Source organism: Idiomarina baltica OS145, assembly GCF_000152885.1.
GTDB lineage: Bacteria > Pseudomonadota > Gammaproteobacteria > Enterobacterales > Alteromonadaceae > Idiomarina > Idiomarina baltica.
The window spans coordinates 101,718-116,293 of the sequence record NZ_CH672409.1 but is presented as its reverse complement, the minus strand read 5'-3'; the positions used below and the strand labels follow the sequence as shown (position 1 = coordinate 116,293).

The 14,576-nt window shown below is 47.2% G+C and carries 20 protein-coding genes; 12 read left to right on the top strand and 8 right to left on the bottom strand.

What is annotated here, in order from left to right:
• Together OS145_RS12100 and OS145_RS12095 are read left to right on the top strand one after the other, a co-directional pair.
• A partial coding sequence (locus OS145_RS12100; RefSeq protein WP_006956852.1) for a DegQ family serine endoprotease occupies positions 1-1,279 on the top strand: 1,279 nt, incomplete at its 5' end.
• Between the two features lie 87 nt (positions 1,280-1,366).
• Positions 1,367-2,437 carry a trypsin-like peptidase domain-containing protein gene (locus OS145_RS12095; protein ID WP_006956853.1) on the top strand — a complete coding sequence of 357 codons (1,071 nt, stop codon included), beginning with the start codon at positions 1,367-1,369 and terminating at the stop codon, positions 2,435-2,437.
• Here OS145_RS12095 and murA read toward each other — a convergent pair.
• From murA to OS145_RS12055, 8 genes are all read right to left on the bottom strand, one after another.
• Entirely contained in the window at positions 2,431-3,687 is a 1,257-nt protein-coding gene (gene murA, locus OS145_RS12090; protein ID WP_006956854.1) for a UDP-N-acetylglucosamine 1-carboxyvinyltransferase, read from the bottom strand. The genes OS145_RS12095 and murA overlap by 7 nt on opposite strands.
• A gap of 17 nt (positions 3,688-3,704) precedes the next feature.
• Positions 3,705-3,959: a BolA family protein gene (locus tag OS145_RS12085; RefSeq protein ID WP_006956855.1), complete on the bottom strand. Its 255-nt coding sequence runs from the start codon at positions 3,957-3,959 to the stop codon at positions 3,705-3,707.
• Positions 3,960-3,996: 37 nt separating this feature from the next.
• The gene (locus tag OS145_RS12080) at positions 3,997-4,299 is read right to left on the bottom strand and encodes an STAS domain-containing protein (RefSeq protein WP_006956856.1); all 303 of its coding nucleotides are present in this window, start codon (positions 4,297-4,299) and stop codon (positions 3,997-3,999) included.
• Positions 4,300-4,308: 9 nt separating this feature from the next.
• The gene (locus OS145_RS12075) at positions 4,309-4,965 is read right to left on the bottom strand and encodes an ABC transporter substrate-binding protein (protein WP_006956857.1); all 657 of its coding nucleotides are present in this window, start codon (positions 4,963-4,965) and stop codon (positions 4,309-4,311) included.
• An 18-nt stretch (positions 4,966-4,983) separates the two neighbouring features.
• Positions 4,984-5,451 (bottom strand): outer membrane lipid asymmetry maintenance protein MlaD, encoded by a 468-nt coding sequence (mlaD, locus tag OS145_RS12070; RefSeq protein ID WP_006956858.1) that lies wholly within the window; start codon positions 5,449-5,451, stop codon positions 4,984-4,986.
• 5 nt (positions 5,452-5,456) lie between these two features.
• The gene (mlaE, locus tag OS145_RS12065) at positions 5,457-6,233 is read right to left on the bottom strand and encodes a lipid asymmetry maintenance ABC transporter permease subunit MlaE (RefSeq protein ID WP_006956859.1); all 777 of its coding nucleotides are present in this window, start codon (positions 6,231-6,233) and stop codon (positions 5,457-5,459) included.
• Positions 6,226-7,029 (bottom strand): phospholipid ABC transporter ATP-binding protein MlaF, encoded by an 804-nt coding sequence (gene mlaF / locus OS145_RS12060; RefSeq protein ID WP_006956860.1) that lies wholly within the window; start codon positions 7,027-7,029, stop codon positions 6,226-6,228. Before mlaF ends, mlaE begins: the two co-directional genes overlap by 8 nt.
• A 90-nt stretch (positions 7,030-7,119) precedes the next feature.
• A complete protein-coding gene (locus tag OS145_RS12055) occupies positions 7,120-7,680 on the bottom strand; it encodes a TetR/AcrR family transcriptional regulator (RefSeq protein WP_006956861.1) in 561 nt (186 codons plus the stop codon).
• Between the two features lie 164 nt (positions 7,681-7,844).
• On the opposite strand from OS145_RS12055, the gene OS145_RS12050 reads away from it, so the two are divergent.
• The 10 genes from OS145_RS12050 to OS145_RS12005 are packed head-to-tail and all read left to right on the top strand — an operon-like array spanning position 7,845 to position 14,576.
• Positions 7,845-8,822: a KpsF/GutQ family sugar-phosphate isomerase gene (locus OS145_RS12050; RefSeq protein ID WP_006956862.1), complete on the top strand. Its 978-nt coding sequence runs from the start codon at positions 7,845-7,847 to the stop codon at positions 8,820-8,822.
• Entirely contained in the window at positions 8,822-9,394 is a 573-nt protein-coding gene (gene kdsC / locus OS145_RS12045; RefSeq protein WP_006956863.1) for a 3-deoxy-manno-octulosonate-8-phosphatase KdsC, read from the top strand. The genes OS145_RS12050 and kdsC overlap by 1 nt, the downstream gene beginning before the upstream one ends.
• The gene (gene lptC / locus OS145_RS12040) at positions 9,391-9,951 is read left to right on the top strand and encodes an LPS export ABC transporter periplasmic protein LptC (protein WP_006956864.1); all 561 of its coding nucleotides are present in this window, start codon (positions 9,391-9,393) and stop codon (positions 9,949-9,951) included. The genes kdsC and lptC overlap by 4 nt, the downstream gene beginning before the upstream one ends.
• Entirely contained in the window at positions 9,923-10,465 is a 543-nt protein-coding gene (gene lptA, locus OS145_RS12035) for a lipopolysaccharide transport periplasmic protein LptA (RefSeq protein WP_006956865.1), read from the top strand. Before lptC ends, lptA begins: the two co-directional genes overlap by 29 nt.
• 3 nt (positions 10,466-10,468) lie before the next feature.
• Positions 10,469-11,194: an LPS export ABC transporter ATP-binding protein gene (lptB, locus tag OS145_RS12030; RefSeq protein WP_006956866.1), complete on the top strand. Its 726-nt coding sequence runs from the start codon at positions 10,469-10,471 to the stop codon at positions 11,192-11,194.
• A gap of 29 nt (positions 11,195-11,223) precedes the next feature.
• Positions 11,224-12,675, top strand: coding sequence for an RNA polymerase factor sigma-54 (locus OS145_RS12025; RefSeq protein ID WP_006956867.1), 1,452 nt, complete (start codon positions 11,224-11,226; stop codon positions 12,673-12,675).
• 28 nt (positions 12,676-12,703) lie between these two features.
• Positions 12,704-12,991 carry a ribosome hibernation promoting factor gene (gene hpf / locus OS145_RS12020; RefSeq protein WP_006956868.1) on the top strand — a complete coding sequence of 96 codons (288 nt, stop codon included), beginning with the start codon at positions 12,704-12,706 and terminating at the stop codon, positions 12,989-12,991.
• Between the two features lie 3 nt (positions 12,992-12,994).
• Positions 12,995-13,471, top strand: coding sequence for a PTS IIA-like nitrogen regulatory protein PtsN (gene ptsN / locus OS145_RS12015; protein ID WP_006956869.1), 477 nt, complete (start codon positions 12,995-12,997; stop codon positions 13,469-13,471).
• Positions 13,456-14,301 carry an RNase adapter RapZ gene (gene rapZ / locus OS145_RS12010; RefSeq protein WP_006956870.1) on the top strand — a complete coding sequence of 282 codons (846 nt, stop codon included), beginning with the start codon at positions 13,456-13,458 and terminating at the stop codon, positions 14,299-14,301. The genes ptsN and rapZ overlap by 16 nt, the downstream gene beginning before the upstream one ends.
• The gene (locus OS145_RS12005) at positions 14,298-14,576 is read left to right on the top strand and encodes an HPr family phosphocarrier protein (RefSeq protein WP_006956871.1); all 279 of its coding nucleotides are present in this window, start codon (positions 14,298-14,300) and stop codon (positions 14,574-14,576) included. The genes rapZ and OS145_RS12005 overlap by 4 nt, the downstream gene beginning before the upstream one ends.

The following is a 14,576-nucleotide window of genomic DNA, read 5'->3' as shown; positions in this document are numbered from 1 at the left end:
TTTCGGCGCAGATGACGAAAAACCAACATTAGCACCGATGCTCGAGGATGTTACTCCCGCCGTCGTTAATATTTCGGTCAAAGGTAAACGTGAAGTACGCCAACGGGTCCCTGACGCGTTACGTTTTTTCTTTGGTCCCAATGCTCCGAGCGAACGCGTTCAAGAGCGTCCATTCCGTGGATTAGGTTCAGGAGTCATCATTGATGCAGACAAAGGTTATGTAGTTACCAACAACCATGTCATCGATGATGCCTCTGAAATCGTTGTAACACTGAAAAATGGTCGTGAATATGATGCCAAATTAGTGGGTCGCGACGAACAAAGCGATATCGCACTGCTGCAAATTGAGGACGCCGAGGATCTCACTGATATTGAGATCGGTAAGTCGTCAGAATTACGGGTGGGCGACTTTGTCGTTGCTATCGGTAATCCTTTTGGTCTTGGACAAACTGTCACATCCGGTATTGTCAGCGCCCTTAGTCGTGCCAACCTCGGTATCGAAGAACTTGAGAACTTTATCCAAACAGATGCCGCAATTAATAGTGGTAATAGCGGTGGTGCGCTAGTAACGCTCGATGGCAAATTGATTGGTATCAATACAGCGATTTTAGGTCCTAATGGCGGCAACATCGGTATCGGTTTCGCAATCCCAGCGGATATGATGCGTAACCTCGTGCAACAATTAATCGAGTTTGGTGAAGTACGTCGCGGCGTGTTAGGCGTACGCGGAAACGACCTTAACTCAGATATTGCTGATGCACTTGATATTAGTGTGTCAGAGGGCGCATTCGTTGCCGAAGTTGTACCTGAGAGCGCAGCCGACAAGGCCGGTATTCAGTCGGGAGATGTCATCGTGTCTGTTAACGGTGATGAGATCGCAAGTTTCCAAGAGCTAGGCGCTTTAATCAGTACCCTAGGATCGGGAACGAAAGTCGATCTTGAGTTGATCCGTGATGGTGAACGCCAAGATGTGCAGGTGACGCTTGATGCGCAAGATACCGAGACTTCAGCTCAGTCGATACACCCGGCTTTAGAAGGCGCGACCCTTGAAGCTGATGGTTCCAACGATGGTATTCGCATTACTGAAGTAGAAACGGGGTCACCCGCCGCGCGAATTGGACTTGAAAAAGGTGATATCATCAAAGGCGCTAATCGGCAACCAATTAGTAACTTAGGCGACCTGCGTGAAGCGATTGACAACGCGGGTGATGTGGTAGCGCTGAGTATCCAACGTGGGAATAGTGTACGTTACTTAATGTTACGTAACCCCGCATCTTAGTCGCGCGTTTTAGTTTCAAAAACTTACATCAAAGTGACTTCAGTGATAAGCTGAAGTCACTTTTTTAATTAACGGACCGTCTAACTTATGAGCTCTATCAAGTCACTCGTTCGATTCCTTTACCAATCGGTAGGTTTAGGCTTGGTTGTTGCTGCCATTATTTTTCTCATCCAGCCATACATACAAAATGGCGGTCCAAGTCAATTTAATTTAAATAAGAATGATGAGGTTGCGAGTTTTAACCAAGCCATCAGTCGCGCAGCACCTGCCGTCGTCAATATATATAGCTTGGGTGAAAGTGAGCGCTCACGCTATTCGTCTCAGTCAAATTCACGTCTGTGGCGTTTAGGCTCGGGTGTCATCATGAGTGAGCGTGGCTACATCATCACCGCCAATCATGTAGTGGAAAATTACGATGAAATTCAGGTGGCATTGCAAGATGGACGGCGCTACGAGGCGCAACTGATTGGAAATGATACTTACACCGACCTCGCCGTACTCAAGGTCGAGGCAGATAACCTACCCGTCATTCCGACAATGGGCGAAAGACCCATAAAGGTAGGGGATATCGTGTTTGCCATTGGCAATCCGTATAATATTGGGCAAACGATTACACAGGGTATTATTAGTGCCACGGGGGGACGAGTTGGTATCACCGGTTCAGCCTATTCCGACCTAATACAAATGGACGCGGTCATCAATCAAGGCGCATCAGGTGGAGCACTTATCAATAGCAAGGGAGAGTTAATCGGTATCAATAATGCTCGATTTAACTCGGCGTTTGGTGACACCGTTGAAGGTATCTACTTTGCAACGCCTTACGATACCGTTAAAGAGATTATGCATACCCTAATTACAGAGGGTCGCGTCGTGCGTGGCTATATTGGTATTCAAGTTAACCCGAATTTCAATCTACAAAATGCGGCTAACGGAATTCTTGTGACGCAAGTTGAGCCCAATAGCCCAGCTGATCGAGCGGGTTTGCAAGTCAATGACTTAATCACGCAAATTGGCGGTTCACCGATTTTTTCGGCAACGGAAGGAATGGAGCGCGTTGTTAAAAGCCGGCCTGGTACACAGTTGAAAATCGAATACGTACGTAATGACGAAACGCGAACCACAACATTAACTGTTGGGTCCGCACGTCAAATTCAGTGAATTCGCTGAATATCTGCACCGAGTGCTTGAAGCTTAAGCTCAATACCTTCGTAGCCTCGATCGATATGATAAATGCGTTCTACGAGCGTTTCCCCTTGAGCAACCAAACCGGCAATCACCAACGAAGCAGAAGCTCGTAAATCGGTACACATCACTTCTGCACCGGTCAGTGTCTCTACCCCATTCGAAATAGCTGTATTGCCCTCGAGCTCAACATGAGCGCCCATACGGCGAAGTTCAGGAATGTGCATGAAACGGTTTTCAAAAATCGTCTCTCGCACCCACCCACTTCCCGACGCAATGGCGTTCAACGCGCAAAACTGAGCCTGCATATCAGTTGGAAATGCTGGGTGTGGAGCAGTAATAATAGTGACGGGCTTAGGCCGGCCCTGACTACGAATACGGATCCAATCAGTTCCCTTTTCAACCGTGCCTCCGGCCTCGGTAAGCTTCTTAAGCACCGCATCTAAGGCACTCGGATCGGTATGACGACAAGTCACATCGCCTCCTGTTGCTAACCCTGCAACAAGAAACGTACCGGTCTCAATACGGTCTGGCATCACAGAGTAATGGCCACCGTGTAAGCGTTCAACGCCTTCAATCGTAAGCGTATCGGTCCCCTCACCTGTAACCTTCGCACCCAAGTGATTCAAAAAGCGCGCGAGATCAATAATTTCGGGTTCGCGGGCGGCGTTTTCAATGCGCGTCGTGCCCTCAGCAAGCGCTGCTGCCATCATCAGGTTTTCCGTGCCTGTCACACTCACGGTATCCATCAGAATGTCTGCTCCCTTTAAACGCCCATCAACGGACGCTTTTATGTAGCCATTTTCGACCACAATTTGAGCTCCCATCTGACGCAAGCCCTCGATGTGTAAGTTTACCGGGCGAGCACCAATGGCACAGCCGCCAGGCAATGACACTTCAGCCTTTCCGACTTTCGCTAACAAAGGACCGAGCACTAAAATGGAGGCACGCATCGTCTTCACGAGCTCATACGGGGCTACATGCTCCGACATTTCTGCAGGTTCGATGGTGACTTCGCCATGCTGGAGTTCCGAGTGGGCTAACCCCAGCTTTCCAAGTAACTTAAGTGACGTTTTTACATCCTGAAGCAAAGGAACATTCGAAATAGTAATTGACTCGCTACCCAATACCGTTGCTAATAATATTGGCAATGCGGCATTCTTAGCGCCAGAAATAGTCACTTCGCCGTGTAGCGGACGCCCGCCTTTGATTAAAAATTTGTCCATGATGCCTCCTGATGACATTAAGGCATCATTAATTTTTTATCACGTTCCCAAGTTTCAGGCGTGTAGGTCTTAATAGAAACAGCGTGAAGCGTACCATCAGCGATAAGAGGCTTAAGAGGTTGGTACACCATTTGCTGACTTTTCACACGATTCAATGAGGCAAAAATCTCACCTACGGCAATAATGTTAACGTTAGCGCCATCAAGCTTTACATGCGCCTCATCGATTTCAAGTTCATTTTTCAATAACGCGGTCAATTGTTCGGCGTTCATATTATATCCACACAACTTAACTGAAGAATTAAAGCCGTTAGCTTAACGAAAGTAGATGGTCGACGCCACTCACTGTGACGATTTGCCTTAACTGCTCCGAGCTGCCCTTACACTGTAAGGGAACAGCATCACGATTGTGCTTTATCACTTCAAGTAATATAGCCACGCCCGCAGTATCGATTAAAGTAACCTCTGCAACATCCACTTGTTTTACTGTCTTCTCATTCAACAGCTGGCTGAGTGCGTTCCATTGCGCCGGAATCGCGCTTCGCGTAAGCGAACCCGCTAACGACAATGTACCGTCATTAGCGAGTTGAAAGTTCATTTGAGCCTGACTCATGGGCGACCCTTAAGACGGTACGTCGACTTTATCGTCCAACTTGATGGGTTGGCCCGCTTTATCCTCGAGCAGCGCAATGGTACCTTCGATGCCGCGTGAACGGATTACTGCTGCTATCTCGCTCTGCTTACTATTCAATAAGCTTACACCCTCGACAACTAAATCGTATGCTTTCCAAACGTCAGCGTTATTATCGTAACGGACTTTAAAATCCAAACGAATTGGTGGGCGACCCGCTTCTTTAACGCGCGTCTCTACCACTACGACCTTGTCATCGGGTCCTACTTTAGGGTGTTGCAGAAACTCTACTTCGTGCTTCGACTCGTCATATTGTGTAAAAGCTCGGGCATAAGTTGCAACAATATAGTCCGTAAATGCTTTGTAAAACTCCTGGCGTTGCTTTTCATCAGTATCTTTAAAGTAACGCCCCAATACCTTCTTGCTCGCATATATATTATCGACGTAAGGCATCAGCTCATCTTTAACAATCGTCTTCAGATAGTTGGGGTTTTCCGTAATCTTACTGCGCTCTTCGCCGATACGCTCAAAGGTTTTATCCGCTACTTTCTTAACTAGAGTATAGGGATTTTCCTCTTTAATCGTTTCCGCCGAGGCGCTACTCACGGTCAGAAAAGCACCCATTACTAACGTTAATAAAACTTTCATATTACAACTCCCCGTTCGTTAATTCTCGCCTTGGCTAAACAAGAATTGTCCGATTAACTGCTCCAACACCAATGCTGATTTGGTATCAGAAATCGTGTCTCCGTCTTCAAGTGTGCCCACCGTGTCATCGATAAACCCTGGCTGCAGACCTAAATACTGCTCACCTAAAAGACCCGCTGTCAGCACCGATAAGCTACTTGTCTCTGAGAACTTGTCATAATCTTGACTGATCTCCATCTCAACAAGTGGCTCGTAATACTCGCCCGACAACGAAATATTGGTAACGCGTCCTACAACGACACCCCCCACTTTAACTGGCGAGCGTACTTTTAAACTGCCAATATTGTCGAACTTCGCATAAAGCGTGTAGGTTTCACCAGCAGTCACGGTGCTCCCACTTGCAGCGCGCAAAGCGATAAACAGCAGCGCCAAAACCCCGACAACGACAAATAAGCCAACAAAAATATGTGATTTCCGTGATTCCATGGTTTTTACCCGCCAAACATCAATGCTGTAAGAATAAAATCGAGTCCTAAAATAGCGAGTGAAGCAGTGACCACCGTCGAAGTGGTCGCCTTGCTAATACCCGCAGATGTTGGTTCACAACGATAGCCTTTGTAGAGCGCAATCCACGTCACCACAAAAGCAAATACGAGCGATTTAATGATCCCGTTCATTAAGTCGTCACGCCAGTCAACGGCTGACTGCATTACTGACCAAAATGCGCCCTCATCGACACCGAGCCAACCCGAGCCCACTAAATAACCGCCGTAAATACCAACGGCTGAAAAAATAAGTGCCAATAGAGGCATACTGACAAAACCCGCCCAGAAACGTGGAGCAACGACACGTCGTAACGGATCAACGGCCATCATTTCTAAACTCGATAATTGCTCGGTTGCTTTCATCAAGCCGATTTCGGCGGTCAGTGCGGAGCCGGCGCGACCGGCAAAAAGCAAGGCAGTGACGACAGGCCCCAATTCGCGTAAAAGAGACAGCGCAACCATCGGACCTAAACTCTGTTCGGCGCCGTAATCGACCAAAATGGTATAGCCTTGGAGTCCCAATACCATACCAATAAATAACCCGCTCACCACGATAATAATGAGGGATAGTACGCCAACCACATACATTTGTTGGACAAATAGAGGCCATGACTTTCGAGGTGTGGGCTTACCAATAATCGCCCCGAGTAACATCGCCAGCGCACGACCGATACCTGCTATTGCGTCTGTGACTGTTGCGCCCAAGCGCGCCAACCTATCCATGCGCTTCCCCCATTAAATCCATAGCAAAGTCATCCTCGGTATAATGGAACTTGACGGGTCCATCAGCCTCACCTTGAAGAAACTGCCTTACAATAGCCTTATCATTGTCTCTCAGCTCATCGGGAGTCCCCTCGGCGACGACTTTTTTATCGGCGATAATATACGCGTAATCGGCTATCGATAGTATTTCATCGACATCATGGGAGACCACGATAGAAGTTAAACCTAACGATTCGTTCAGCGAGCGAATCAGTTTGACGATAACACCCATTGAAATCGGATCTTGGCCAGCAAAAGGTTCGTCATACATGATTAGATCAGGATCAAGTGCAATAGCACGCGCCAGTGCAGCCCGACGCGCCATTCCGCCTGATAACTCCGAAGGCATCAGATCGCGAGCCCCACGCAAGCCTACCGCTTCTAGCTTCATCAAGACAATGCTACGGATAACATCCTCGCTGAGCTCTGTATGCTCTCTTAACGGGAAGGCAACGTTATCAAATACACTCATATCGGTGAACAGCGCACCACTTTGAAAAAGCATACTCATTCGCTTACGCAGCTCATAGAGTTTCTTGCGTGATAACTGCGTCACTTCTTCATCGGCCACTTTGATGGATCCGGATGCTGGTCGTAACTGCCCCCCAATAAGGCGCAATAACGTTGTTTTACCAATACCACTGGGGCCCATAACAGCGACTATTTTACCTTTCGGCACCGTCAATGACAGCCCATCGTATATGGTGCGTTGGCCGTGCGAAAAATGCACATCTTTTAAAGCAACAAAGTTATCCACTTATCTGTCCCTAACGCGCTATTTATTTCAGAATACCTATTCTAGGGTCCGATCACCTAAAACGTAACTGTAAAAATGTTGCAAAACATATCAGTTTTTTGCATCAATCATCGCTAGTAGCTTGTCGGCGAACGCTTTACGGTCACCTTGGCAGTGCTCACACAACTGCAATTGTTCGAACAAACGAGCGCCGTGCACAGCGAAAAACAGCACTTTGGCGAGCATTGGATCGCGACTAAATTGCTCTAACGATTGAAACGTCTGCTGTACGTGCGCAGTCATCGGCGCCAATAAATCAGGGTTATTGGCCGCTGCCGCTAATAGCCCAGAACTTAACTGCGCACACTCGGCATCACTGTTGAGCGATGCGAGCAAAATACTTTTGAATTCTTGGTTAGGATCACCTTCAAACTCGCTCATGAAGGTCTCTTTGAGGTCATTGTTTCGCGCTACCATGCGCTCCAACATAGCCTCTAGTAATTTGTCCTTACTTGCAAAGTGATAGAGCAAACCACCTTTACTAATCCCAGTTGCTTGACCAAGCGCATCAAACGTAAGACGAGCAGCGCCTTCTGACGCAACTAATTGTTCTGCTGCATCTAAAATGACATCTCGATTACTGGGGCGACCGGCACACTTTTTTGCGCACATAATGACTCACTCACTACCTTAAATAGGCTTATTACTAAACCGTCTAGTTGGTATAGTAATTCAATTTTATCGAATTCGCAATCTTAGGTTCATAAATACGGTAGGCAGTCACCCTCATCTTGACGTATCATTAGGCGTAAGTTCTCAGCTTTTTTAGGTAGGTAATGAAGCAAATCACCCACGACTTTTGCACGCTCGCACGTGAAGTTATTGAGATTGAGCGAGATGCCATAGAGGGCCTAAAAACCTTTTTGGACGATAACTTCAATCGTGCATGTCAGGCAATGTTCGATTGCAAGGGTCGTATCATTGTAACCGGCATGGGTAAATCGGGTCACATTGGCGGTAAAATTGCTGCGACACTCGCCTCAACCGGCTCACCCGCTTTTTTTGTACATCCGGGTGAAGCTAGCCATGGTGATCTGGGGATGGTCACTGACAGTGATATTGTTATCGCAATTTCAAACAGCGGCGAGACGGGCGAAATACTTAATATTATACCGGTGATGAAACGCCTTGGTGTCACAATCATCGCCATGACGGGTAATCCGGAGTCAACGCTAGCCACCTTGGCTGATGTTCATGTTTGCATCCGGGTAGAGCAAGAGGCGTGCCCATTAGGGTTGGCGCCCACAGCATCAACCACCGCGAGTCTAGTGATGGGGGATGCGCTGGCCGTCGCACTACTGAACGCGCGCGGATTCACTGCGGATGACTTTGCGTTATCTCATCCTGGTGGCTCGTTAGGTAAACGTCTGCTACTGAGACTCAGCGATGTAATGCACACGGGCGATCGTGTTCCTCAGGTCGAACAAGACGCTTTGATTCGCGACGCATTGCTCGAAATCTCGCGCAAAGGTTTAGGGATGACATCCATTGTCGACGAACACGGGCGTTTAGCGGGTATATTTACGGACGGTGATTTGCGGCGGATCCTAGATAGCCGCGTCGATGTTCATACGAGCAAAATCGCTGACTTCATGACGCGTACCTGCGTAACGGCAGACGAAAACATGTTGGCAGCACAAGCACTTAAGTTGATGCAAGACCGTAAAATTAATGGTCTGATTATCGTTGACCACGATGGCAAGCCCCACGGTGCGATGAATATGCACGATTTGTTACAAGCAGGAGTGGTGTAATGATTCATAATCGCACAGCTAAAACCATCAATACGTGGTACGGCGACATCAGTACCACACTGTTTGAACAATTTGCTCAAGTTGAGTTGTTGATTCTCGATGTTGACGGCGTATTTTCTGATGGTCGTATTTATTTAGGAAACCAAGGTGAGGAGCTCAAAGCATTTCATACACGCGATGGCTTTGGGCTAAAAGCATGGACTGACGCCGGCTATCCCACTGCCGTGATAACGGGGCGCGAATCTTCGATTGTCGAGCGCCGTATGAAACACTTGGGCGTGACTCATATTTTTCAAGGTGTAAAAAATAAAGTCGAACGCTACGAACAGCTGCTCGAAAATTTGAACTTGAATGATTCGCAAGTCGCTTATGTAGGCGACGATGTGCCCGACCTACAGTTAATTAATCGAGCCAAACTCGGGATTGCGGTGCATGACGCGCACCCCTCGGTGCAGCTTGCCGCGCAATATATTACGCGTTGCCACGGTGGATTTGGCGCTGTGCGTGAAATTTGTGATTTACTCCTGCTGAGCCGCGGTGAACTACCGAGCGCTGAGGGAGTCAGTTTGTGAGTCGCCGCGTCGCACTTTTGTTGCTGGTCTTATTTGGTGCCGTGATTATTCTGCTTTGGCGGCCTTTTCAGCCGTCAGATGGCGACGACGCTAATGTACAAACCCGTAAAATGACACCCGATTTTACGGCTTCGGGTCTTAAAACTCGCTTGTACGAGTCTGGTGGACGCTTAGCACATCAGGTGACGGCTGAGCATATGTCTCATTATATTCAGATTGGTCTTACTGAGCTGAGCAATCCTGTCTACTCGGTCTATACCGATGAGCGTCAGGCAACTTGGCAAGTGAGTGCCGAGCAAGGCACTTTATATGATGACCAAACGCTCATTTTAGAGCGCAACGTTGAAATATTGGCACTGCAACCTGATACTTCTATTAAACGTGTAAACACCGAATACTTAGTCATCGATATACCTGCTGAAACGATGAACACAGATTATCCCGTCACGATTTCGGGACCCCAGATTGCGGTACAAGGTCACGGGCTCAATGCCGACTTGTACGCAGAAACTATGGAGTTAAAACGTCATGTTAAAACGGTTTTTAATCCTCGCTAGTCTTGCAGCAGTGAGTCAATTGGCTGTCGCTCAAGGTGAGTCGGACTTTGAAAAGCCGATTGAAGTGAGTGCAGGACACGAGCACTTTGATATTAAAAACAACCAGTTGTTGCTGACCGATAACGTTATCGTCACACAAGGGTCGTTACGTATTGAAGCCGACCGTTTAGAGGCCTCAGGCGGTGAAGCTAAAGATCAAGCTGACACTTTTGTCGCCCACGGTCGCCCTGCTGTTTATACGCAGCTACTCGAAAACGGCACCGAAATCAGTGCAGAAGCCGACCAAATCACCTACTTTCAGAGTCAAGGGCGTATCGAACTCAAGGGCAACGCACAGATCACACAAGGCAGTAGTTTATCGCGCGGCGACACTATCGTTTATGACCTGACAAACCAGCACGTTTCAGCGCGTGGTTCAAAAGAGTCGGGCGAACGCGTAACCACCATTTTTAACCCCAACAAGCAGTCTGAGAAAGAGCAGCCTGAAACCGAACAACAGCAAAAAGAGCAATGATAAATGGCGAAATTATCTGTCGAGCACCTCGCTAAATCATATAACCGACGCCAAGTCGTTAAAGATGTCAGCTTGGAAGTAAGTCAAGGGCAAGTGATCGGCTTATTAGGACCTAACGGTGCGGGTAAAACAACCACCTTCTATATGATTGTTGGCTTAGTGAATTCTGATAAAGGCAGTATTAAGCTAGACCAACATGATTTAACGTTGCTTCCTATGCACGAACGCGCTCGACGAGGCATTGGGTATTTACCACAGGAGTCGTCTATTTTTCGCAAAATGACAGTGCGCGATAATTTAATGGCTATCCTCGAAACTCGCAAATCGCTTACAACGATAGAACGAGAAGAAAAGCTCGACGCTTTATTAGAAGAGTTCAATATCGGGCATATTGTTAACAGTTTAGGCATGAGCTTATCGGGGGGTGAACGGCGACGGGTTGAAATTGCTCGAGCGCTTGCCGCTGATCCGACGTTCATATTGCTTGATGAGCCGTTTGCAGGTGTTGACCCCATTTCAGTCTTGGATATCAAAAAAATTATCGAACACCTCAAGCACCGTGGCATAGGCGTGTTGATTACCGACCATAACGTGCGCGAAACGTTGTCAGTATGCGAGCATGCTTATATCGTTAGTCACGGGGAACTGATTGCCAGCGGTGATGCAAATAGCGTATTGTCAAACCAACAGGTTAAAGATGTCTACCTCGGTGAGCAGTTCACCTTGTAACGGAGCACAAGTGAGGCCGGGATAATCAGATGAAACAAAGTTTGCAACTAAAAATGGGTCAACAATTGACGATGACCCCACAATTACAACAAGCCATTCGGCTGTTGCAACTCTCATCGCTCGATCTACAAGCTGAGATTCAAGAAGCCTTAGATAGTAATCCCTTACTTGAGGTAGAGAACGATGCCGACGACGCGCCTCAAGAATCTTCTCAACAAACTAAAAATGACGATAGCCAAAAAGAAACGTCTGATGCGCTGAACGAGCAATCTCTGCCTGACGATTTACCATTAGACAGCACTTGGGACGATACCTATACCTCAACCACGCCCTCCAGCAGCTTAAGCTCGAGCCAGTCATTTGATGGTGAACATGATGTTTACCAAGGCGAAACCAACGACTCCCTGCATGACCATCTGTTATGGCAAATGCAGCTATCTCACTTTACCGACGAGGATGCGGCTATCGCCACCGCGATTATTGAGTCTATCGATGAGCGCGGTTATCTCACGACCGATGTTACAGAGCTCGTTGAGGCCATTGCACTCCCCGAGGTTGACGTCGAAGAAGTCGCTATGGTGCTAAAGCGAATTCAACGCTTTGACCCGGTCGGCGTTGGGGCGCGCACGATCCAAGAATGTTTGAGTATTCAATTACAACAACTAACTGATGAAACACCCCATAAAAATCTGGCATTGACCCTGATTAACGATTACATGGAGCTTATGGGTGCAAGGGATTACAAAGGTCTGCAACGCAAGCTAAGAATAGATGAGGCCGAACTAAAAAGTACATTACGGTTGATTCAAACCTTGAATCCTTATCCCGGAGATGTAATCGACCAAAAGCCAACTGAATACGTTATCCCTGATATCTCCGTGGTTAAAAAGAATGGCCGTTGGGTGGTCGAATTAAATCCAGATAGCGTACCTAAATTAAGAGTGAACGAAGAATATGCAGCGCTGAGTCGGCAGGCAAAATCAAGTGCAGACTCTCAGTATATAAAGCAACACACACAGGAAGCACGCTGGTTTATAAAAAGCTTAGAGAGTCGAAACGACACGCTACTTAAAGTTGCACATTGTATCGTTCAACGCCAACAAGGCTTTTTTGAGCATGGTGAGGAGGCAATGAAGCCGATGGTTCTGAATGATGTCGCAGAAGCCGTAGATATGCACGAAAGTACGATTTCGCGCGTTACAACTCAGAAATACCTTCATTGTCCCCGCGGCATCTTTGAGCTCAAGTACTTCTTTTCCAGTCATGTGAGTACCGAAACAGGAGGTGAGTGTTCAAGTACCGCTATAAGAGCGCTAATCAAAAAATTGGTTGCCGCGGAGAACCGCGCAAAACCATTAAGCGACAACAAAATTGCTGAACTCATCGCAGATCAGGGAATCCAAGTAGCTAGGAGAACGATCGCGAAATATCGCGAATCGCTCAATATTCCCTCTTCAAGCCAGCGGAAGAGTCTGCTTTAATATTGTTCAACCGTAGAAGGAAGACGTTATGCAAATCAACCTAACAGGTCATCACATTGATATTACCGACGCGTTGCGTGAATACGTGGATACAAAATTTGCCAAACTAGAGCGCCACTTTGACCACATAAACAACGTTCACGTCATCCTAAATGTTGAAAAAACGATTCAAAAAGCGGAAGCTACGCTTCACGTCAATGGCGGAGAGATTTTCGCCGATGCAGAACACGAAGATATGTACGCGGCAATCGATGGGCTTATTAATAAGCTCGATCGCCAAGTGATTAAACACAAAGAAAAGTTGAAAAAACACTAAATCATGCAATTGTCCGATCTTTTGAGCCCCGACTGCACCAAATGTGCGGTCGAGGGTGCAAGCAAAAAGCGTTTGTTAGAAACTATCAGCGCCATCGCAGCTCCTAAACTTGTGGGAATTACTAAACATGACATTTTTGAGAGTCTAATTAATCGCGAACGCCTCGGTAGCACGGGTATAGGGTTAGGGATTGCAATACCTCACGGTCGCTTGGCGAATGCAACCCAGCCAGTAGCAGTGCTTATGACATTGGATCAACCGATTGAATTCGATGCCATTGATAACCAACCCGTTGATATCGTGTTTGCGTTGCTTGTACCAGAATCGGAACATGAAAATCACTTAAATACGCTCGCGACCGTAGCGAAGCGAATGAACAATAAAGAGTGCACACGTTCATTGCGCGATGCACACAGTGATCGCGAACTTTATACGATTTTTGTCAGCGAGGATCAGGCACCTGAATGCAACTTATCATAGTTAGTGGACGCTCCGGCTCGGGAAAAACCATTGCCCTTAGGGTACTCGAAGATTTAGGTTTTTATTGTGTCGACAATTTGCCGATCGCTTTACTGTCCACACTTGTGCATTCCGTCTTAGCGCAGTATGACCGCGTCGCGATAAGTATCGATGTACGTAATCTGCCCGAAGACTCTCAAGAGCTGCTCGAATCCATTGATTTCTTACCGGCGGAAGTCGATATTGAAGTATTATTCATTGACGCCGATGATCAAACCCTACTGCAGCGTTTTGGAGAAACTCGTCGACTCCATCCTCTGTCGCAAAAGCAACTCCCCTTGCTTGAGGCTCTTCAGCTTGAGAACCGCCTTCTTGACCCAATCGCCGTACGTGCAACTTGGCGTATTGATAGTAGTCACCTTTCGCTCCACCAATTAAGTGAAGAAGTCAGTGCCAGAGTACTTGGCAAAGCATCAAAACAAGTGGTCATTGTGTTTCAGTCATTCGGCTTTAAACATGGTGTGCCAAAAGACGCCGACTTTGTATTTGATGCGCGTATTCTTCCAAACCCACATTGGAACCCAGAGCTCAAATTGCTAACGGGACAGGATGAAGACGTAAAACAATTTTTCCGAAAGGAAAGCTTGGTCACTAAATACTTATTACAAGTTGAAAACTTTTTGGCTACCTGGCTTCCTTATTTTCGACGCAGTAACCGTAGTTATTTAACTATTGCAATGGGCTGTACTGGCGGTCAACATCGCTCGGTCTATCTAGCCGAAACTTTAGCAGAACAGTTCCGATCAGAGGGGACTCATGTTCAAGTTCGTCACCGGGAATTGTCAAAATGACGCAAAAAGTCTGTAAATCCTTGATCATTCGCAATAAACTAGGACTTCACGCACGCGCAGCAACTAAATTGGCGCGTTTGACGCAAACCTTCGCTGCTAAGATTACAATTAGCCAAGACGGTCAAGAGGTCGATGCAGGTAGTGTCATGTGCTTGATGTTACTAGCAAGCCAGCAAGGACGTGAAGTCCAAGTCTGTGCCGATGGTGACGATGCAGAGGCGGCTTTGGTTGCCATCACCACCTTATTTGAAGATAAATTTGAGGAAGCAGAATAA